The following is a 20,598-nucleotide window of genomic DNA, read 5'->3' on the forward strand; positions in this document are numbered from 1 at the left end:
GAGAACCGCTTCTCCGGATCTACCATCGCGCCAGGACCAGAGCGCCGTGTCTGCGCGTCCTCGGAAAGGAGGCAGGTGGATGCCGCTCAAGACCCGCCAGCGGGACCGGTACAACCGCCGAGAAGCCCTCGCCGGCTATCTCTTCATCTCGCCATGGCTCATCGGATTCCTCATCTTCACGGCCGGCGCGATGGTCTACAGCCTGTACATCTCGTTCAGCAGCTACAACCTCGCCACGAACAGCGCGCGCCCGGTCGGCATCGACAACTACGCCAACCTCTTCGAGGACCCGCGGGTGGGCGTCTCGCTCGCCAACACGCTGTTCTACGTGGTGATGGCGGTGCCGCTGGAGATCGTGTTCGCGCTCGTCCTCGCGCTGCTGCTCAACCGGGTCGGGCGAGGTGCGGGATTCTTCCGCGTGCTCTACTACCTGCCGAAGATGACCCCGGCCGTCGCCACGGCCGCCGTGTTCTTCCTCCTCCTGAACGGCAATTCCGGGGCGATCAACCAGTTCCTCCGACTGTTCGGCATCCAGGGGCCCCAGTGGCTCGTCGACCCCGCGTGGGTCAAGCCGAGCATCGTGATCATGACGCTGTGGACCGTCGCGGGAACCATGGTGATCTTCCTGGCGGCCCTCAAGAACGTGCCGGTCGAGCTGTACGAGGTGGCCTCGCTCGACGGGGCGGGACCGATCAGGAAGTTCTTCTCGATCACCCTGCCGATGATCTCGGGGGCCATGTTCTTCAACGTCATCGTGCTCTCGATCGCCGCCTTCCAGATCTTCGATCAGGCGTATCTGCTGTTCTGGCGGGATCAGAGCAACTCGTCTCCTGAGGCGTCGCTCTTCTACGCGATCTACCTGTTCCAACAGGCCTTCCGGCAGTTCAACTTCGGCTTCGCGGCGGCGATGGCGTGGCTGCTCTTCGTCATCATCATGATCATCACGCTCATCCAGGTGAAGGTCGGCAACCGCTTCGTCTACTACGAGGGAGACCGCTGATGTCCCAGACCCTGCGTCAGGTCCCCGTCGAGGCCACCGGGGACGACCTCCCGGAGGCCGTCGCGGCTCCCGCCCCGGCCCGGTCGCGCTGGCGACGGCGCCTGCGACAGCCGAAGAGCCTCGTCGCCCGGATCGTGCTGAACATCATCCTCGTGCTGTTCGCGCTGCTGTTCCTGTACCCCTTCGCGTGGCTCATCGCTGCCAGCTTCAAGCCGCGGGGGGAGGTGTTCGACAACGCCCTCATCCCGAAGACGTTCGTGCCGGAGAACTACGTCGAGGTGTGGAATCAGCTCCCGCTGCTGAACTGGATGGGCAACAGCATCGCCATCGCGCTGCTCGCCGCCGGTGCCGTGGCGATCTCCAGCTCGATCGTGGCGTTCGGCTTCGCCTACTTCCGCTTCCCGGGGCGCGGGCTGCTGTTCGGCCTCGTGCTCGCGACGATGATGCTCCCCGGCGCGGTGACGATGATCCCGATCTACCTCATCTGGAAGGAGACCGGACTCCTCGGCACCTGGGTGCCGCTGTGGGGCATGAACCTGTTCGGCTCGGCCTTCTACATCTTCCTGCAGCGGCAGTTCTTCCTCGGCCTTCCTCGGGAGCTGTTCGAGGCGGCGCGGCTCGACGGGGCCAGCGCCTGGGGCCTCTTCTGGCGGATCGCGATGCCGCTGTCGATACCGTCGTTCGTCATCGTGTTCCTGTTCGAGTTCCAGGCGAGCTGGAACAACCTGCAGGCCGCCCTCATCTACCTCAACGCCGGGTCGGTGGACGAGTTCACCGCGCCGCTCGGCATCGCCTACGCGATGACCAAGTACAGCCCCACGGCGGGCGGTCACGGTGATTACCAGTACGTCATGGTCGCCTCCCTCCTGGTGACCCTCCCCATGCTCATCCTCTTCGCCTTCGGGCAGCGTGCCTTCATCGAGGGCGTCGCCACCCAGGGGCGCAAGGGATGACGAACCACAGATCGAAAGGAGCAGTCATGCGCACACGCATGCTGGGAATCACCGCGGTCGCCGCGGCATCCGTCCTCGTCCTCGCCGGGTGCGGCGGGGGAGGGGGAGACGACCAGGCGGCCGACGCCGACTTCGGCGCGGAGCCGAGCGGCACGCTCAAGGCGTGGGGCTTCGAGAACGCCGACGACGTCGGCACCTCGCGCATGGACTACGCCGCCGAGCAGTTGAAGGACGTCGAGGTCGACCTCGACGCGACGGCCTTCGACGCGCAGAAGTTCACCACGCGGATCGCGAGCGGCGACGTGCCCGACGTCGTGCAGATGGACCGCCGGTACGTGACCACGTATGCCGCGCAGGACCTCATCATGCCGCTCGACGAGTGCTTCGCCGCCCAGGACGTCTCGCCGCGGGACCACTGGTACCCCTTCGTCGTCGACGACGTCACCTACGACGATGCCGTGTGGGCGGTGCCGCAGTTCTACCAGCCGCCGGCGATCCTGCTGAACAAGGCCGTGCTCGACGAGGCGGGGGTGACGGCGGACGAGATCGACACCTCGCAGCCCGACGTGCTGCTCGGCGCGATCGAGAAGATGTACCAGGAGTCCGGCGGCGTGCCGACGCGGCTCGGGTTCGACCCCGTGGCGACCGGTCAGGCCGGGCTGTGGATCCTCGGCATGGGCGGCCAGCTCAACGATGAGAAGGGGGCGCCGACCTTGGACGACCCCAGCAACGTGGCCGGCATCGAGATGCTCAAGCAGATCACAGACGCGCAGGGCGGCTTCGCGGCCGTCAAGAGCTTCACCGACTCGTTCGACGCCTTCGGCGACCAGAACCAGTTCGTCGCCCAGCAGGTCGGCGCGCAGGTGAACGCGCAGTGGTATCCGAACGTGCTCAGCCCCTACGCCGACCAGATCGACCTCGAGGCTGTGCCGTTCCGGAATGCCGACGGGGAGCCGTTCTCGGTCGCGTCCGGCACCGCGTTCGTGATCCCGGCCGGCGCGGAGAACCCCGCGGCGGCGTGCGCCTGGATGGTGAACCTCACCTCGGACGACGCCTGGAACGCGGCGGGCGAGGCCCGTGCCGAGACGCTGAAGACCGACGGCGGTATCAACACCGGGCTCTTCACCGGATCGCCGTCCGCCGATCAGTCGATCCGTGAGACCTTCGTGACGGACAGCGGCAACGCCGGCTTCGACCAGGTCATCTCGACCTACTACGACGTGGTGGACTACGGACAGTCCTTCGGTTCCTCGCCCGCGGGCCAGGAGATCCAGAACGAACTCAACAACGCCATCACCGCAGCGCTCCTCGGGGACAAGTCTCCCGAGGACGCGCTGAAGGAGGCGCAGGAGGCGGCGATGCGGGCGTACGAGAACGCCACGGCCGGCTAGACCCCGGAGGGGCAGAGCGCCAGGCGGCCATGTTCGCCTGGCGCTCGTCGACCGATCGGGTCGGCGTGGATGATGGAGGCCTACCGATCGGAGGTCGACCATGGACCAGCGTGAGCTCGATGAGCGGATCCGCGACTACTACGAGGACCAGTTCGACGAATCGGCGCGGTTGACGACCCGCTCGGCGCAAGGACCTCTGGAGCACCAGCGCATCCAGGAGCTGATCGCCGCGCACCTCCCCGAGGGTCGCGTCATCGATGTCGGAGGCGGGGCGGGCGTCCATGCGCGGTCGCTCCTGGACCGTGGCCATCAGGTCATCCTCGTCGACCCGGTGCGCGGGCACGTCCACAGCGCGGCGCAGCGGGGCGTGGATGCTCGTGTAGGGGACGCGCGCTCGTTGCCGTTCACCGCGGACAGCTTCGATGCCGCTCTTCTCCTCGGTCCGCTGTACCACCTGGCGGATCGCGCGGACCGCCTCCAGGCGCTCGGCGAGGCCGCACGGGTGGTGCGATCCGGCGGCTGGGTGTTCGCGGCAGGCCTCTCGCGATTCGTCGGATTCGGTCAGCTCGCGCTGGGCGTGACCGACCTCCACCTCGACGATGAACACGGCGCACTGCTGGAGCACGGGGCGCCCTCCTCGCGAGGTCGCTTCCCTGCCGGGCACTTCCACACGGCGGATTCGCTCGCCGAGGAGGCCGCCGCCGCCGGACTCGACGTTGTGGAGGTCCATGGCGTCGAAGGGCCCGGCGGGCTGCTGCTGGAGGAGATGCCTGCGGAGGAGACGGCGCTCACACAGGCGGCTCTCCTGCTGGCGCGAGCCGGGAGCACCGTTCCCGGAATCCGGGAGCTCAGCCCGCACCTCCTGGTCGTGAGCCGGGTGCGGTGACGCTCTGCAGTGTTGACTGTTAACAGTCAACACTGGTAGCCTCGCGGTGTCGACAACACGGTCGACCCACGTAGAGGAGCAAAGATGCCCCGCATGCGCATCACTCGGGCGGCCGCTGCCTTCGCCGCCCTCGCCGCCACCGCTCTGGTGCTGTCGGCCTGCACGAAGGTCGACGAGAGCGAGGGGGCCGCCTCGACCTATCCCGAGGACGACATCCGGCTGATCATCCAGGCCAATCCCGGCGGCGGCTCCGACCTGTCGTCCCGCGCGCTCGCCACCGAGCTCGAGAAGATCCTCGGTGTCAGCGTGATCCCGGAGAACATGCCCGGTGCCGCGGGAGCGCTCGCGATGGAGTACGTCGGCTCGCAGGATCCGGACGGCTACGTCATCGGCTTCGCGCCCGTCGAGATCGCGATGCTCAACACGACCCAGAGCGCCGACGTGCTGCCCGACGACTTCGACCTGCTCGGCCAGATCATGCTCGCTCCCGGCGTCATCACGGTGGGTGCCAACAGCGGCATCGAGACCCTCGACGACCTCGTGACGCAGGCGAAGTCCGGCGCGGTCACGGTCGCGAACTCCGGTGCCGGCTCGATCTGGGAGGCCGCCACCCTCGGCCTCGGCCAGGCGACCGACGCCGACTTCACCCCCGTCCCCTACGACGGCGGCGCCACGGCGGTCGCGGCCGCCGCGTCCGGTGAGACCGTCGCCGCCGTCTCCGGACTCGGCGAGGCGCTCGCGCAGGGCGAGGCCGTCCGCATCCTCGCGGTCATGAACGACGAGCGTCACCCCGACGCGGAGGATGTCGAGACGGTCGAGGAGGCCATCGGCGAAGAGGTCGTCTTCGGCGGCTGGGGCGGCATCTACGCACCGGCCGGACTGCCGGACGACGTGCACGACGCCCTCGAAGCCGCCGTCAAGGAGGCCGTGGAGTCCGAGAGCTACCAGAAGTTCCAGGCCGACGCCGGCAACCTCGTGGTCTACCGCGACTCCGAGGAGTGGACCGGGTTCGTCGACGACCAGTTCGCCCTGTTCCAGGACCTCCTGGGCTGAACACCTCCGGTGGGGTCGGCACGCGCCGACCCCACCGGGTCCTCCGACGAAGGAGCACCATGACCAGCCCCGACACCGCGGCCGAGCCGGTCGCGCCGGGCGGCTACGAGGGAGCGACCGCCTCCCGTCCCCTCGAGATCGCGTTCGCCGCCGTCGCCCTCGCGATCACCGCCGGCTACCTCTTCCTCGCCACGCAGATCCCGCTGCGCCGCGAGGCCGCCCCCGGACAGATCGACGCCCGCTTCTGGCCGCTCGTCATCGGCGTGACCGGCGTCGTGATCGCGATCGCCCTGCTCGCCGTGGCGATCACGCGACCGGCACCCACGCGTGAGGATCTCGAGCGCATCCAGCCGGGCGGCGTCCTCCGGGTGATCGCGACGATCGCGATCGCCGGCGCCTTCATCGCGCTGTGGTCCCTCGGCTCGGTCATCCTCTTCGGCTACCGGATCGAGGTCTTCCCGATCGCCTGTGCCCTGCTCATGGCCGCACTGATGCTCCTCTACGGCCACCGCCGCTGGCTGAGCCTCGTCATCTACTCCGCCGCCGTCACGGCATTCGTCTACGTCGTCTTCGGCATGCTCCTGAGGATCCCCCTGTGAACGCGCTCCTGGAGGGGCTGAACTCGCTCCTCGACATCTCGATCCTGCTGTACATGGCAGTCGGCCTCGTGCTCGGCTTCATGGTCGGCGCCTTCCCCGGCATCACCGCGACCATGGCCGTCGCACTCGCCGCCGGCTTCACCATGACCCTGGAGCCCGTGCAGGGCCTCGCGGTGCTCCTGACGATCTACGTCGCGGCGAACTTCGGCGACCGGGTGCCGTCCATCCTCATCAACACCCCGGGGACACCCGCCTCCATCGCCACCACCCTCGACGGCTATCCCATGGCGAAGCAGGGCAGGGCCGGTCTGGCGCTGACGATCTCCGCGATCGTGTCGGCCGTCGGCATCCTCGCCTCGCTCGTGCTCTTCTCGGTCGCCGCCGTGCCGATCGCCAGCTTCGCCCGGGACTACTTCAAGTCGCCCGAGCTGTTCGCGCTCGTCGTCTTCGGCATCGCGATCATGATCGGCATCTCGTCGAAGTCGATGCTCAAGGGCATCCTGGCCGGTCTCTTCGGGCTGATGCTCGGCAGCGTCGGCACCTACGCGGCCACCGCCGACCAGCGCTTCACGTTCGGCGTGCTGGAACTCGTCGAGGGCGTGAACTTCATCGCCGTCATCATCGGTCTCTTCGGCATCGCCGAGCTGTTCGATCAGCTCCTCACGCACCGGAAGTCGCACGTCCGACCGATCTCGAGCCTCGGCCGGTGGTGGCCGAACCGCGCCGAGCTGAAGCAGAGCGGACGGGCCACCGCGGTCGGCGGGGCGGTCGGCCTCGGCGTCGGCCTCATCCCCGCGGCCGGCGGCGACATCGCCGGGCTCATCGGCTGGGAGCGGGCGCGGAAGGCGTCGAAGCACCCGGAGATGTTCGGAAAGGGGTCGATCGAGGGCGTCGCCGCGTCCGACACCGCCTCCAGCGCCACGCTCGGCGGCTCGCTCACCACCACGATGGCGCTCGGCATCCCCGGCGACTCCGTGATGGCGGTCATGATCGGCTCGATGATCATCTGGGGCATCACCCCCGGGCCCACGCTGTTCACCAACCGCCCCGACCTCGTCGTCTCGATCGTCGGCATCATGCTCGTCGCGACCCTCCTGTCGCTCGCGCTGAGCCTCGTGCGGATGAAGGGCATGGTCAAGCTGCTCGACGTGCCGCAGCCGTACCTGTGGAGCGGCATCCTCATCTTCTGCATCATCGGCACCTACGCCACCTCGAACAGCCTGTCGACGGTCGTCACGATGCTCGTCTTCGGGGTGATCGGCGTGCTGCTCAAGCGCATGCAGGTCCCGGCAGGACCCGTGGTGCTCGGCCTGCTGCTCGGTCCGCTCGCCGAGGAGAACCTCGCCCGCACGCTGGCGATCCTGCCGACGCGGCCGTTCTTCGAGGTCGTCAGCCCGATCGCCCTCGTGCTGCTCGCGCTCGCGGTGCTGTCGATCGTCATGCCGGCGATCCGTGCCGCCCGCACGCCCCGCGCCGAGCGGGCCTCGTTGGAGGACTCGATCCTCCACACCGACAGCATCGTGCAGATCGAGAAGGCGCACGACGAGCTCGCGGCGCAGCCCGACCTGCTCACCTCCACCGTCCGCAACGTCCACGCCGGTGCGCGCCGGGGACGCGCCGACCGCAAGAACCGCCAGAGCACGACCCCCGAGGAGACCGAGAAGTGACCCGCTACGACATCCTGACCGCCGTCCCGACCGCGTTCCACCGCGACGGGACCCTCGACCTCGAGGGGTCGCGCGCGATCTTCCGATTCGTGGCCGACTCGGGGAACGAGGGCGCCTTCATCCTCGGCACCACGGGCGAGTTCCCCGCGGTGGACGCGGACGAGTTCCGGGCGCTCGTGGCCGCCGCGCTGGAGGAGCTGGCCGGCCGGATGCGCGTCATCGTGCACGTCGGGCAGCCGAGCACGTTCGAGGCCGTGCGTCTGGTCGGCATCGCGAAGGAGCTCGGGGCCACGGAGTTCGCGGCCCTCACCCCCTATTACCTGCGTGCCACGGACGATGCGATCCTCGACTACTACCGTGCCGTCTCGGCGGCGGTGGGCGACGGGCGCCTGTACGTCTACATCTACCCCGCGCGTAGCGGGAACCCGGTCTCGCCGGAGCTGCTCGTGCGCATCGCCGCGCTTCCGAACGTGGTGGGAGCGAAGGTGAGCGAGCTGTCGCTCGACGACATCGCGGCCTATCGTGCGGCCGTGCCGACGGGCTTCGAGCTCTACACCGGCGCCGACCGTGACCTCATCGCGGCCGTCGAGGCGGGGGCGCAGGGTGTCGTCTCGGGCGTCTCCTCCGTGACGCCGAAGCCCTTCCGCGCCCTCGCCGATGCCGGGCGCTCCGGAGATGCCGAGGCCATCGCGGCGGCACAGGCAGCCGTCGACGACGTCGTCGCGCTCATCGGCGGCGACATGGCGCGCATGAAGGAGGCGTACCGCGTGCTCGACGTCGTGGACACTCATTGCCGCATGGCGATCGCCGAACCCTCCGCCGACGAGCGGGCCGCCGTCGCACAGGTGGTGGCCACGCACCGCTGACACGACTCCGGGACCTACACGGGCGGGATGCCGCGGCCTTCGGGTCGCGGCATTTCTGCATGGACTCGCTTTTACTTGTCCGACAAGTGAGCGCAGGCAGGAGCCTACTTGACGACACGCAGGGAATGTGTCTAGGCTCAGGAACGGAAATTCCGCCGATGTCGCGAAGGAGCGAACGGGACATGTCAGACAAGATCGAGATCACCGGGTCCGACTTGTCAGACGCGCTCGCTCGACGTCTGGCTCAGCACCTGCAGCGCTCCGGGCTGGAGATCGGCGACCCGCTGCCCACCGAGGCCGAACTCGGCGCCGTGCTGGAGGTGGGACGGCAGCGCATCCGCGAGGCCCTCAGCGTGCTCGAAGCGTTCGGCATCGTGGCCTCTCGGCAGGGCGCGCGCCGCGTGTGGCGCGGGTTCCGTGCCGCCGATCTCGCCACCCGCTGGATCGGCTTCGTCGACGACCCGGAGGCCGCCACCCGCGAGCTCCTGGAAGTGCGTCACGCGCTGGAGACTTCGCTGCTTCCCCTGGTCATCCCGCGCCTGCAGCCGAGCGACCTGACCCGCCTGCGTCTGCTCTCGGAGGAGATGGTGGAGCGAGCCCTGCGCAACGAGAGCTTCGCGGAGCTCGACCAGCAGTTCCACCGCGGGCTGCTCGCGCCGATGCGCAATGCGTTCGTGGACCAGTTCCTGCAATCCTTCTGGGTCGTCTTCGCGGCCGCGCGACGGGAGGAGCCCGTGGAGGAGGACCCCGCCATCGCCGCGATGCACGGTCGCATCATCGACGCGATCGAGGCCGGCGACACCCGCCGAGCCGTCCACGAGCTCGACGCCCACTTCTACGGCGTCCGCAACCGCTACCCGGACATCGACTTCGGCACCACGGCCGCGCTGCCGGTCTGACCCCTCCCCGCACCGGCGCGTTCTGCCGCACCCGTTTTGAAATCGATTTCGCACAACCCTCATCTGATCGACGAAGGAGTACGCATCATGAGATCCACCCGATTCCTCCCCGGATTGGCCGTCCTCGGCGTGGTCGCCCTCACCGCCGGCTGCGCCGGAGGCGCCCCGACGGGCGAGGGCGACGGTCCCGTCGAGATCACCTACTGGCTCTGGCAGGACGACGCGACCGACCCCACCTGGACGGAGCTCGCGGACGAGTTCAACGACGCGCAGGACGAGGTGGAGGTCGTGCTGGAGACGATCCCCCTCGACCAGTACCAGAACCAGCTCGTGTCCTCTGCGATGAACGGCACCGGACCGGACGCCGCCCGCAGCAAGGACTGGTGGCTCGGGCAGTTCGCGCCGCAGGGCGCCATCGCCGACCTCACCCCGTACGTCGACGGCTGGGACGCCTCGGACGACGTCGTCGACTCGCTCTGGGCGACGGGGCAGCTGCCCGGCGAGGACGCCGTCTACATGCTGCCGCACCAGTACACGACGCTCTACCTCTACTACCGCGTGGACTACTTCGAGGAGCTCGGGCTCGAGGCGCCGCGCACCCAGCAGGACCTCCTCGACGCGGCGGCGGCCCTCACCGGCGACGGCCGGTACGGCATCGACGTCCGCGGCGGTGCGGGCGGACAGGACCAGTGGCTCGCATGGATGTACGCCGGCGGCGCGTCGGTCGTCGACGACTCCGGCGAGGTCGTCCTGGACGACGCGAAGGGCGTCGCGGTGAACGAGGACTACCTCAGCATCGTCACCGACCTGCAGGCCGCGCCCCCCGGATCGATCACGGCCGCCTTCGCCGACGTCAAGACGAACTTCGTCGAGGGTCTCACCGGCATGATGATCCACCACCCGGGTTCCCTGAAGGAGCTGCAGGGCGTCTTCGGCGACAAGCTCGGCGTCGTCCCGATCCCCACGGAGGACGGGAAGCCGGGCGCGACACTCGGCAGCATGAGCGGCAACGTCATCCTCGAGGGCTCCGACAAGAAGGACGCCGCGTGGACCTGGATCTCCTGGCTGAGCGAGGAGGCGCAGATGGAGAAGATCTCCGCCTCGCCGCAGGGCCAGCTGCCCGTGCTCGAGTCGGTGATCGACACCGAGGCGTACTCGTCCGACCCGCAGCTCGCGGTCGCGGTCGACGCGATCCCCACCGCCAAGACCTGGCCGGCGCTGGAGGGGGTGGCGGAGCTCGCCGCCAAGGAGTGGAACCCGCTCATCCAGCAGGCGTTCCAGGGTGAGATCAGCAGCCAGGACGTGCTGACGAAGATGTCTGACGTGCTGCGCTGAGGACCGACATGGCAAGCTCCACTCTCACGGAAGCGGTCGTCACCGGCCGGCCGGCCCCGCGCCGGCCGGTGACCCGGCCCCGGCGGCGCGCTCGCCGCGGGTCGGTCGCCCCGCTCGTCCTGCTCGCGCCGGCGATCGCGCTGGTCGCGGTCTTCGCCGGGTATCCGCTCGTCCGCTCGATCTGGTTCTCGTTCAACGACGTGAGCGTCTTCACCGGCGTGCTCGAGTTCGTCGGGTTCCAGAACTTCGCCAGTGTCATCGGCACGGCGGAGTTCCTGCCCACGCTCGGCCGCACGGCCATCTGGACGTTCGGCGCCGTCTCCCTCCAGCTGATCGGCGGGCTGTCGCTCGCGCTCATGCTGAACAACCGCTTCCCGCTGCGGGGCGTGTACCGCGGGCTGATCATGATCCCGTGGGCGACGCCCAGCGTCCTGGTCGCGCTGATGTGGAAGTGGATCCTCGATCCGAACAACGGCGTCCTCAATCAGTGGCTGCTGAACGCCGGGGTCATCGACGCCCCGATCGAGTTCCTGTCGCAGAACAGCACCGCGCTGCCGACCCTCGTGATGATCGACGTCTGGCAGGGCATCCCGCTCTTCGCGATCATGATCCTCGCGGCGCTGCAGAGCGTGTCCGGCGAGCTCAAGGAGTCCGCGCAGATCGACGGATGCGGGCCGGTCGGCGTGTTCCGTCACGTCGTGCTGCCCGCCATCCTCCCGACGATCCTCATCACGACGCTCCTGCGCCTGATCTGGACCTCGAACTACGTCGACCTCATCTTCATCCTCACCGGCGGCGGGCCGGGCACGTCCTCGACGACGCTGGCGCTCGAGTCGTATCTGACGACATACAAGGCCAGCGACTTCGGTGCCGGCGCGGCGTACGCCGTCATCCAGGCCCTGTTCCTCGCCGTCTTCATCGCGCTCTACGTGCGCCTCACCCGGAAGGACACCACGCGATGAGTACGACGACCGTCCCCGTCCGCTTCGGCCGCTTCGCGGGAAGGACCGGCTTCGCGATCGCCCTCCTCGGCGTCCTCGCGATGGTGCTCGGGCCGTACATCGTCATGCTGCTGACGTCGCTCACGCCCCGGGATCAGCTCGCCGGCGCTGGAGCGAACCTCATTCCCTCGGAGTTCACGACCGCCTCCTACGCCGAGCTGCTGTCGACCACGCCGTTCCTGACCTATCTGCGGAACAGCCTCACCGTCGCCGCGATCGCCGTCCCGGTGACCCTCGTCGTCTCCACCGGCGCCGCCATCGCGATGTCGCGGTTCGACTTCCGCGGCCGCGGGGCCGTCATGATCGGGCTGCTGCTCGCACAGATGTTCCCCGCCGTGCTGCTCGTGATCTCGCTGCAGGGGCAGCTCCGCGGGATGGGGCTGATGGACACGACGCTGGGTCTCGCACTGGTCCACGCCGCGTTCGCCACGCCGTTCGCCACCTGGCTGCTCAAGGGCTTCGCGGACTCGATCCCGCGCGAGATCGAGGAGGCCGGCCAGATCGACGGGGCCTCGTCCTGGCAGATCATCCGCATCCTGCTGCTGCCCCTGCTGCGGCCGGGGATGGTGGCGGCGGGAACCTACGCGTTCATCCTCACCTGGAACGAGTTCCTCTACGCCCTCACGTTCACCTCGCAGACGGCGACCCGCACCCTGCCGGTCGGCCTGCACCTGTTCATCGGCGAGTACCAGATCCGGTGGGATCTGCTCACCGCGGGCGGCGTGCTCTCGGTGCTCCCCGTCGTCGTCGGCTTCCTCCTCGTGCAGAAGCGCCTCGTCGCCGGACTCGCCGCCGGCGCCGTCAAGGGCTGACGCCCCCTCCGACCCCTCCTCGTCGTCCCGGAAGGACCACGCATGAAAATCGAATCGATCGACCTCCAGCTCTCCCGCATCCCCCTCCCCAAGGGTCCGTGGGGGGACCAGATCCATCGGGTGACCCACATCGAGATCATCCTCGCCGACATCACCACCGACACCGGCCTGGTCGGCACCGGGTTCAGCCACACCTCCGGCGTCGGCGGCCAGATGATGATGGCGGCGCTGCGCGAGCTCATCCCCACGCTCATCGGCCGTGAGGTCAATCCGCGAGCCGTCTGGCAGCACTCCTGGCAGCATCTCCGCGACAACGGCCCCGGCGGGACCACCACGCTCGCGCTCGCCGCGATCGACGTGGCGCTGTGGGATCTGCTGGGGCTGCACTACCAGCAGCCGCTCGCGAAGCTCCTCGGGCAGGTGCGCGACCGGGTCGCGCTGTACGGTAGCGGCATCAACCTCAACCTGTCCGCCGAGGAGGTCGTCGAGCAGGTCAAGGAGTGGAAGTCCGACGGGTACGCCGCCGGGAAGGTCAAGGTCGGCAAGCCGGACCTCGAGGAGGACGTCTACCGGCTCACCAAGATCCGCGAGGCCGTCGGCGAGTACCCGCTCATGGTCGACGCCAACCAGGGATGGACCTACGGAGAGGCGGTCCGGGCGGTCACCCGGTTCCGCGACCTCAACCTGTACTGGGTCGAGGAGCCGCTGCGCGTGGACGACGTCGCCTCGCACGCCCGCCTCCGGGCGCGCTCTCCGATCCCGATCGGCCTGGGCGAGAACGTCTACACGCTCCAGCAGTTCAACCAGTACCTCCTCGCCGACGCGTGCGACTTCATCCAGGCCGACGTCGGTCGTGTCGGCGGCATCACGCCCTACATGGACATCGCCGCCCTGGGCCGGGCGTACAACGCCCCCATGACGCCGCACTTCGTGATGGAGCTCACGGCCAACGTGCTCTGCGCGGTGCCCAACGCCCTGTTCGGCGAGATGACGGACGGCGGTACGCTCACCGACCTCGGCGTCATCGTGCCGCAGCGGCCGCAGAACGGGTTCTTCGTCCCGACCGGAGCGCCGGGCAACGGCCTGGAGTACGACCGCGAGAACCTCGCACGGCACGCGGTGAGCTGAGGGAGACGAACGACATGACGGACATCTTCGACCTCACCGACCGCATCATCCTCGTCACCGGCGGCCTCGGCCAGATCGGCTCGGCCTTCGTCCGCGAGCTGCACGGGCGCGGTGCCCGGGTGGCCGTGGCATCGCGCACCGTCGACGCCGCGCGCCTGCAGGAGACGTTCCCCGAGATCGCCGACAGCCCGCGCCTCCTCGGCGTCTCCGTGGACATCGTCTCGAAGGACAGCGTCGAGGCCGGCCTCGATGCGATCGTCGATGCGTGGGGTGCGGCGCCGGACGGCGTGATCAACAACGCGGGACTGGACACCCAGCCGAGCGCGCCGCCCGAGGTCTCCGGCCCGTTCGAGGACTTCCCCCTCGACGTGTTCCGGGAGGTGGTCGACGTGAACCTCGTCGGCACCTTCCTCGTGACGCAGGCGGCCGGTGCCCGGATGCGCGCCGTCGGAAAGCCGGGCTCGATCATCAACGTCGGCTCGATCTACGGGATGGTGTCCCCGGTGCAGGACATCTACGCCTACAAGGAGGAACAGACCGGGGTGCCGTTCGTGAAGCCGGTGGCGTACTCGGCGGCGAAGTCGGGGCTCTACAACCTCACGCGCTACTGCGCGACGTACTGGGGGCGGCAGGGGATCCGGGTCAACACCCTCACTCCGTCCGGCGTCGGCCGAGACACGCAGGACGCGACCTTCCGGCAGAACTACACGGCGCGCATCCCGATCGGGCGGATGGCGGAGGCGACCGACTTCAACGGTGCCGCGGTCTTCCTGCTCTCCGATGCCTCGCGCTACATGACCGGAGCCAACCTCGTCGTGGACGGGGGGTGGACGGCATGGTGACCACCGCGGCGGACCTCGGGGTGCTGATGGCGGCGATCGCCACCCCCTACGACGCGGAGGGGGCGGTCGACACCGGGCTGCTCTCGACGCTCATCGGGGACTACGTGGCGCGCGGGGTCGAGGGGATCTACTGCTGCGGGTCGTCGGGGGAGGGCCTCCTCCTGTCGGCGGACGAGCGGACCGCGGTGGTGGAGACCGCGGTGAGCGCCGCGGAAGGGCGGATACCCGTCGTCGCCCACGTCGGCGCGCTGTCCACGAGGGAGGCGATCGAGCTCGCGCGACGGGCTCAGCAGGCCGGCGCATCCGCACTCTCGATGATCCCGCCGATCTACTACTCGTTCGGCATCGAGGCCGTCCTCGACCATTACCGCGCGGTGCTGGACGCCGTGGATCTCCCGCTCATCGTCTACAACATCCCGCAGTTCACCGGGACGGAGTTCACGGTCGAGACAGCCGGCGAGCTCCTGGACGACGATCGGGTGATCGGACTCAAGCAGACCGCGCACAACATGTACGCCCTGGAGCGCATGAAGACGGCCTTCCCCGACAAGGCCTACATCAACGGCTTCGACGAGGTGTTCGTGCCGGCGGTCGCCGCCGGCGCCCGCGGGACCATCGGCACGACCGTCGGGCTGCAGGTCGAGCTCTTCCAGGCGGCGCGTCGCCTCCTCGACGTCGGCGACCTGGCCGGAGCGCAGCGGGTGCAGAGCCGGATCAACCATGTCATCGCCGAGCTGGTCGCGATCGACGTCTTCCCTGCGGCGAAGTACCTCTCCGGTCGCAGCGCGGGTGGCGCCGGAGCACTGGGCGACTGCCGTCGTCCGTTCCGACCGCTCTCGGACGCGGCTCGGGCCCGGCTGGATGCTCTCGGGGTGACTCTCGATCGATTCCTCGCGGAGGTCTGAGGGCTGAAACCGGTTACAGTGGGTGCCCATGGCCACGATCTACGACGTCGCGCGGCGGGCCGGCGTCTCGCCGGCCACGGTCTCACGCGTCTTCAACGGCACGAGCGTGTCGGAGGAGAAGGCGGCGGCCGTGCGGGCGGCGGCGGAGGAGCTCCGATTCACGCCGAACCGGACGGCGCGCACGTTGCGGACCCAGAGCTCCGAGGTCATCGCCCTGGTGATCCCGGACATCGAGAACCCGTACTTCACCGAGATGGCGCGTGGGGTGGAGGACGCGGCGTCCGAGGCGGGGTACTCCGTCGTACTCTGCAACTCCGACGCCCAGGTCGAGAAGGAGGCGACGTACCTCCGGATCGCGATCGCCGAGAACATGTCGGGGGTGATCATCGCGACAGCGGATGAGCACTCGGATCTCGCGCCGGTGCGGGCGACGGGGCGGCCCGTGGTCGCCGTGGACCGTCGCACGGCCGCCGACATCGACGGCGTGGTGATGGCCAACCGGGAGGCGGGAGCCGCAGCGACGCAGAGCCTGCTCGACGCCGGGTATCGCCGCATCGCGTACATCGGGGGGCCCGCGCACATCGACACCGCGGCCGAGCGGGCGGAAGGTTGGCGGGGAGCCCTCTCGGCGATGGATCCCCATCATGAGCTGTCCTCGCTCCAGCGCTTCGCCACGTTCCGGGTCGACGGCGGGCGTGCGGCCATGGAGGAGCTCCTCGCGCTGCCGGAGCCGCCGGACGCGGTCGTCGCCGGGAACAACCTCATCGGCGTCGGCGCGATCCAGGTCCTCACGGAGCGCGGCCTCACCCCTCCGGAACTCGGTGTCGCGGTGATCGGATCGCTGCCCTTCACGACGCTGTCTCCCTCCGCTGTGACCGTCGTGCGGTTGCCGGCGCGGCACATGGGCGTGACGGCGGCGCGGATGCTGCTCGAACGGATCAGGGGAGACGTGCAGCCGGCTCGGACGGTCGTCCTCTCCGGCGAGGTGCAGCGCGCGACCGCACGCGCCTGACCGCAGGTCGCTACTGGGAGCGCCAGAACCGCGCTGCGAGGTTCGTCATCTCCTTGTCGAGATCGTCGACCTTCACCTCCAATCGGTCGAGGCGGTGATCGAGGCCGTCGAGTCGTGCGGTCATCTCGCCGCGGAGCCCGATCATCTCGCCACGCAGCCCGATCATCGCTCCCTGCAGCGCACCCATCGCCGCGCGCAGCGCTCCGATCTCGCTCATCATCACTCCGTGCAGCGCTGCCAGCGCCGCGTGCAGCCCACCGGTTTCGTTCGTCATCTCGATGCGGAGGCTGCCGATCTCGGTGGTCATCTCGGTGCGGAGGCCGTTGATCTCGCCGGTCATTTCGGTGCGGAGGGTGCCGATCTCGGTGGTCATTTCGGTGCGGAGGCCGTTGATCTCGCCGGTCATTTCGGTGCGGAGGCCGTTGATCTCGCCGGTCATTTCGGTGCGGAGGCCGTTGATCTCGCCGGTCATGTCGATGCGGAGGGTGCCGATCTCGCCGGTCATGTCGGTGCGGAGGGTGCCGATCTCGGTGGTCATGTCGGTGCGGAGGGTGCCGATCTCGCCGGTCATGTCGGTGCGGAGGGTGCCGATCTCGGTGCGTAGTCGTGTGGTCTCGGTGGTCATGTCGGTGCGGAGGCCGGCGATCTCGGTGGTCATGTCGGTGCGGAGGCCGGCGATCTCGGTGGTCATGTCTGTGCGGAGGCCGGCGATCTCGGTGGTCATGTCGGTGCGGAGCCTGCCGATCTCGCCGGTCATCTCTCCCCGCAGTCCGCCGATCTCCGCACGGAGCACGCGACCGAACTGCGTCGTCATGAGGGTCATGCCGCCGAGCATCGTCGTCACGAAGATGCCGATCAGCGTCCATACCTGCGGGTCGTCCAAGGGCATGCCTCCAGTCTCGATCGGAGGGGTCAGGATGTCACGGTATTCCGGTGCTGAACCGGCGTTTTACCGGTCAGGAGCGGGGATGGTGGAATCTTCGGAGATCGGCCATCGCGGTGCAGGAGCGGTCACCTCCTTGCGCCCTGAAATCGATTTCGCGTAGCCTGGGTCCAGGTCGGCACGGCCCGTCGGTATCGAAGGAGAGACCATGCGCTGCACCCTCGGGGTGGACATCGGCACGTCCAGCAGCAAGGGCGTCCTCGTCGACCCCGCCGGCACGATCCTCGCGACTGCGACCCGCGCGCACGACGTCTCCCGTCCGCAGTCCGGATGGGTCGAGATGGACGGCCGGATCTGGTGGGACGAGTTCGTCGAGCTGGCCACGGACCTTCTCTCCGCGGTCCCCGACGCGGACGTCGTGGGGGTCGGCGTGAGCGGAATGGGCCCGTGCATCCTGCTCGCCGACGAGGACGACGAGCCCGTGCGCCCCGCGATCCTCTACGGCGTGGACACCCGTTCCACCGTGCAGATCGAGCGCATGACGGCGGAGCTCGGCGTCGAGGAGATCACCCGCGTGGGCGGCTCGACCCTCACGTCGCAGGCCGGCGGGCCCAAGATCGCGTGGGTCGCTGAGGAGGAACCGGAGATCTGGCAGCGCGCGCGGCGGCTCTACATGCCCGCCTCCTGGTTGGCTCGAAAGCTCACCGGTGCCTACGTCCTCGACCACCAGTCCGCCAGCCAGGTCTCGCCGTTGTACGACATCGAGGGCGAGCGCTGGCACGAGCCCTGGTGGCAGCGGTTCGCCGGGACGGTCGAGCAGCCGCCGCTGCGCTGGGCGGGGGAGATCGCGGGCACCGTGACGGCCGCTGCGGCGGCCCTGACCGGCCTGCCCGAGGGGACGCCGGTCATCACCGGCACGATCGACGCCTGGACCGAGGCGGTGAGTGTCGGCGCCCACGAGGTCGGCGACCTCATGCTGATGTACGGTACGACGATGTTCCTCGTCGCGACCGGGGAGCAGACCCTCCGTACGCCCTCGATGTGGACGACGGCCGGCGCCTTCGCGGGAACGCGCAACCTCGCCGGCGGGCTGTCCACATCCGGAGCGCTCACCGCGTGGCTGAAGGACCTCTCCGGTGCCGACTACCCGGCGCTGCTGGCCGAGGCGGAGGAGTCGGGGCCCGGCGCGAACGGCCTGCTGATGCTGCCGTACTTCGCGGGCGAGCGCACCCCGATCCAGGATCCGGATGCCCGCGGGGTCATCGCCGGGCTCACCCTCCGGCACACCCGAGGAGACCTCTACCGCGCCGCGCTCGAAGCCACAGCGCTGGGCGTGCGGCACAACGTCGAGACGATGCGCGCCGCCGGCGCCGACATCCGCCGCATCGTGGCGGTCGGCGGTGGCACGCAGGGGCGGCTGTGGCTGCAGATCGTCTCGGACATCACCGGGCTCGTGCAGGAGGTGCCGCAGACCACGATCGGCGCGAGCTACGGCGCGGCCTTCCTCGCGGCGACGGCCACGGCCGCCGAGGGTGCCGCGCCCGCCATCGCCGACTGGAACCCCATCGCCGACACCGTCCGCCCGGACGAGGGTCTGCGCCCCTTCGCCGACGCCCTCTTCGACCGCTACGTGCGGCTGTACGAGGGCTCGAAGGACGTCGTCCATGAACTCGCCGCCGCTCAGCGCGACGGCTCCCCGACCACCTCGACCCCGGAGAACTCATGACCGCTTACACGCTGCCCACCCCGGCGCCCCGTCCTGCCACGGCGCCGAAGACCGCCTACCTGATCGCGTCCGGCGATCTCCGTGAGTCGGCCAACACGGCCGGCTGGCCCACCCAGGTCGAGCTCGAAGCCGGGGTCACCGGCGTGCTGAACGACCTCGGCTGGACGGTCATCCGCGCCAACGAGGTCGACCCGGAGACCGGCCACGGATTCATCTCCAGCCAGCGCATGGGTCTCGAGGTCTTCAAGAACATCCCCGTCGACGCACCGCTCATCGTCGCCGAGGCCGTCTGGCAGTACTCGCACCACGTGCTCGCGGGCCTCCGCACGCACGAGGGTCCGATCCTCACGGTGGCGAACTTCGCGGGCGATTGGCCCGGCCTCGTCGGCCTCCTCGGCCTCAACGCGGGCCTGACGAAGATGGACAAGCCGTACGCGACGATCTGGTCGGTCGACTTCACCGACGACTGGTTCCGCGACGGCATCCGGGAGTGGACCGAGACCGGCGCCATCACCCACGATGCCTCCCACGTGCGTCCGCTCCCCGCGCTGCCCGACAGCCCGGAGAAGCAGCTCGGCGAGGCCCTGGCCGCGGAACTGCGCGCTGAGAAGGCCATCATCGGCGTCTTCGACGAGGGCTGCATGGGAATGTACAACGCCATCTTCGACGACGAGCTCCTCAACCAGACCGGCATCTACAAGGAGCGCCTGTCGCAGTCGGCGCTCTACGCGGAGATGCTGAACGTGGCCGACGAGGAGGCCGACGCCGCGTACGACTGGCTGATCGAGCGGGGGATGACGTTCCGCTACGGCGAGGACGCCGCGACCGAGCTCACCCGTGAGCAGGTGCAGTGGCAGCTGAAGATGTACATCGCCGCGCTCCGCATCGCGGACGACTTCGGGCTCGACGCGGTCGGCATCCAGTACCAGCAGGGGTTGAAGGACCTCGTTCCGGCCTCGGACCTGGCGGAGGGTATCCTCAACTCCACAGAGCGCCCGCCGGTGACCTCGCGCGATGGCTCCCGCGTGCTGCACGAGGGGCGCGCGTTCCCGCACTTCAACGAGGCCGACGAGGGCGTCGCCGTCGATGCCCTCGTGACCGACCGCGTCTGGCGCGCGATGGGTCTCGTGCCCGACAACACCCTCCACGACGTCCGCTGGGGCGAGGACCACGACGGGCAGTTCGTGTGGGTGTACGAGATCTCCGGCTCGGTGCCGGCCTCCCACCTCGGCGGCTGGCAGAACGCGGAGGGCTGGCGCCAGGGGCACGTGTTCTTCCCTGCGGGCGGCGCCACGATCAACGGCGTCTCGAAGCCCGGCGAGGTCGTGCTCTCGCGGGTTTTCATCGCCGAGGGGGTCCTGCAGGCGGACATCTTCCGGGCGTCGGTCGTCGAGCTGCCGGCGGAGGAGACGCAGCGCCGGAAGGACGCCACGAACCCGGAGTGGCCGATCGCCCACGTGGTGCTGCACGGCATCTCGCGCGATCAGTTCATGGCACGGCACAAGGCGAACCACGCGCAGCTCGTCTACGCCCCCGACGCCGAGACCGCGGACAAGGCGCTGATCGCGAAGGCCGCGATGTTCGACGGCATGGGCATCAAGGTCAACCTCGTCGGCGACGTGTCGATCTGAGGCCGCCGC

General features: G+C 69.2%; 19 protein-coding genes. 18 read left to right on the plus strand and 1 reads right to left on the minus strand.

Annotation, left to right across the window (positions count from 1 at the left end; genetic code table 11):
- The first annotated feature begins 79 nt into the window (after window positions 1-79).
- The 16 genes from AB0N68_RS07120 (at window position 80) to AB0N68_RS07195 (ending at window position 16,349) form a co-directional block, all read left to right on the plus strand.
- Window positions 80-1,000 (plus strand): carbohydrate ABC transporter permease, encoded by a 921-nt coding sequence (locus AB0N68_RS07120; protein WP_187662645.1) that lies wholly within the window; start codon window positions 80-82, stop codon window positions 998-1,000.
- Complete coding sequence (locus AB0N68_RS07125; protein ID WP_187662644.1) at window positions 1,000-1,953, plus strand: carbohydrate ABC transporter permease; 954 nt, start codon at window positions 1,000-1,002, stop codon at window positions 1,951-1,953. The genes AB0N68_RS07120 and AB0N68_RS07125 overlap by 1 nt, the downstream gene beginning before the upstream one ends.
- A gap of 26 nt (window positions 1,954-1,979) precedes the next feature.
- Window positions 1,980-3,344, plus strand: coding sequence for an extracellular solute-binding protein (locus AB0N68_RS07130; RefSeq protein ID WP_292797992.1), 1,365 nt, complete (start codon window positions 1,980-1,982; stop codon window positions 3,342-3,344).
- A gap of 100 nt (window positions 3,345-3,444) precedes the next feature.
- A complete protein-coding gene (locus tag AB0N68_RS07135; protein ID WP_259955107.1) occupies window positions 3,445-4,230 on the plus strand; it encodes a class I SAM-dependent methyltransferase in 786 nt (261 codons plus the stop codon).
- Between the two features lie 93 nt (window positions 4,231-4,323).
- Window positions 4,324-5,283: a tripartite tricarboxylate transporter substrate binding protein gene (locus AB0N68_RS07140; RefSeq protein WP_292797988.1), complete on the plus strand. Its 960-nt coding sequence runs from the start codon at window positions 4,324-4,326 to the stop codon at window positions 5,281-5,283.
- A 59-nt stretch (window positions 5,284-5,342) separates the two neighbouring features.
- Entirely contained in the window at window positions 5,343-5,882 is a 540-nt protein-coding gene (locus tag AB0N68_RS07145) for a tripartite tricarboxylate transporter TctB family protein (RefSeq protein ID WP_259953788.1), read from the plus strand.
- On the plus strand, window positions 5,879-7,549 hold the full coding sequence (locus tag AB0N68_RS07150; RefSeq protein WP_280564491.1) for a tripartite tricarboxylate transporter permease: 1,671 nt from the start codon (window positions 5,879-5,881) through the stop codon (window positions 7,547-7,549). Before AB0N68_RS07145 ends, AB0N68_RS07150 begins: the two co-directional genes overlap by 4 nt.
- The gene (locus AB0N68_RS07155; protein WP_280564492.1) at window positions 7,546-8,415 is read left to right on the plus strand and encodes a dihydrodipicolinate synthase family protein; all 870 of its coding nucleotides are present in this window, start codon (window positions 7,546-7,548) and stop codon (window positions 8,413-8,415) included. Before AB0N68_RS07150 ends, AB0N68_RS07155 begins: the two co-directional genes overlap by 4 nt.
- Before the next feature lie 182 nt (window positions 8,416-8,597).
- Window positions 8,598-9,314, plus strand: coding sequence for a FadR/GntR family transcriptional regulator (locus AB0N68_RS07160; protein WP_187662638.1), 717 nt, complete (start codon window positions 8,598-8,600; stop codon window positions 9,312-9,314).
- 87 nt (window positions 9,315-9,401) lie between these two features.
- Window positions 9,402-10,649: an ABC transporter substrate-binding protein gene (locus AB0N68_RS07165; RefSeq protein WP_187662637.1), complete on the plus strand. Its 1,248-nt coding sequence runs from the start codon at window positions 9,402-9,404 to the stop codon at window positions 10,647-10,649.
- Between the two features lie 8 nt (window positions 10,650-10,657).
- Window positions 10,658-11,611 (plus strand): carbohydrate ABC transporter permease, encoded by a 954-nt coding sequence (locus AB0N68_RS07170; protein WP_280564493.1) that lies wholly within the window; start codon window positions 10,658-10,660, stop codon window positions 11,609-11,611.
- Window positions 11,608-12,462 (plus strand): carbohydrate ABC transporter permease, encoded by an 855-nt coding sequence (locus AB0N68_RS07175; protein WP_187662635.1) that lies wholly within the window; start codon window positions 11,608-11,610, stop codon window positions 12,460-12,462. Before AB0N68_RS07170 ends, AB0N68_RS07175 begins: the two co-directional genes overlap by 4 nt.
- A gap of 42 nt (window positions 12,463-12,504) precedes the next feature.
- Complete coding sequence (locus tag AB0N68_RS07180) at window positions 12,505-13,590, plus strand: mandelate racemase/muconate lactonizing enzyme family protein (protein WP_259953794.1); 1,086 nt, start codon at window positions 12,505-12,507, stop codon at window positions 13,588-13,590.
- 14 nt (window positions 13,591-13,604) lie between these two features.
- Window positions 13,605-14,432: an SDR family oxidoreductase gene (locus tag AB0N68_RS07185; protein WP_187662633.1), complete on the plus strand. Its 828-nt coding sequence runs from the start codon at window positions 13,605-13,607 to the stop codon at window positions 14,430-14,432.
- Entirely contained in the window at window positions 14,426-15,337 is a 912-nt protein-coding gene (locus AB0N68_RS07190) for a dihydrodipicolinate synthase family protein (RefSeq protein ID WP_280564499.1), read from the plus strand. Before AB0N68_RS07185 ends, AB0N68_RS07190 begins: the two co-directional genes overlap by 7 nt.
- Window positions 15,338-15,365: 28 nt before the next feature.
- Entirely contained in the window at window positions 15,366-16,349 is a 984-nt protein-coding gene (locus tag AB0N68_RS07195) for a LacI family DNA-binding transcriptional regulator (protein WP_187662631.1), read from the plus strand.
- Between the two features lie 10 nt (window positions 16,350-16,359).
- Here AB0N68_RS07195 and AB0N68_RS07200 read toward each other — a convergent pair whose 3' ends face one another.
- The gene (locus AB0N68_RS07200) at window positions 16,360-17,238 is read right to left on the minus strand and encodes a hypothetical protein (RefSeq protein ID WP_363332406.1); all 879 of its coding nucleotides are present in this window, start codon (window positions 17,236-17,238) and stop codon (window positions 16,360-16,362) included.
- A 202-nt stretch (window positions 17,239-17,440) separates the two neighbouring features.
- Between AB0N68_RS07200 and AB0N68_RS07205 the strand changes: the two genes are divergently transcribed.
- Both AB0N68_RS07205 and AB0N68_RS07210 read left to right on the plus strand, forming a co-directional pair.
- Entirely contained in the window at window positions 17,441-18,958 is a 1,518-nt protein-coding gene (locus AB0N68_RS07205) for an FGGY-family carbohydrate kinase (RefSeq protein WP_280564505.1), read from the plus strand.
- Window positions 18,955-20,589 (plus strand): fucose isomerase, encoded by a 1,635-nt coding sequence (locus AB0N68_RS07210; protein WP_363332408.1) that lies wholly within the window; start codon window positions 18,955-18,957, stop codon window positions 20,587-20,589. The genes AB0N68_RS07205 and AB0N68_RS07210 overlap by 4 nt, the downstream gene beginning before the upstream one ends.
- The last annotated feature ends 9 nt before the right edge of the window (window positions 20,590-20,598 follow it).

It is taken from the genome of Microbacterium meiriae (assembly GCF_040685015.1).
Taxonomy (GTDB): domain Bacteria; phylum Actinomycetota; class Actinomycetes; order Actinomycetales; family Microbacteriaceae; genus Microbacterium; species Microbacterium meiriae.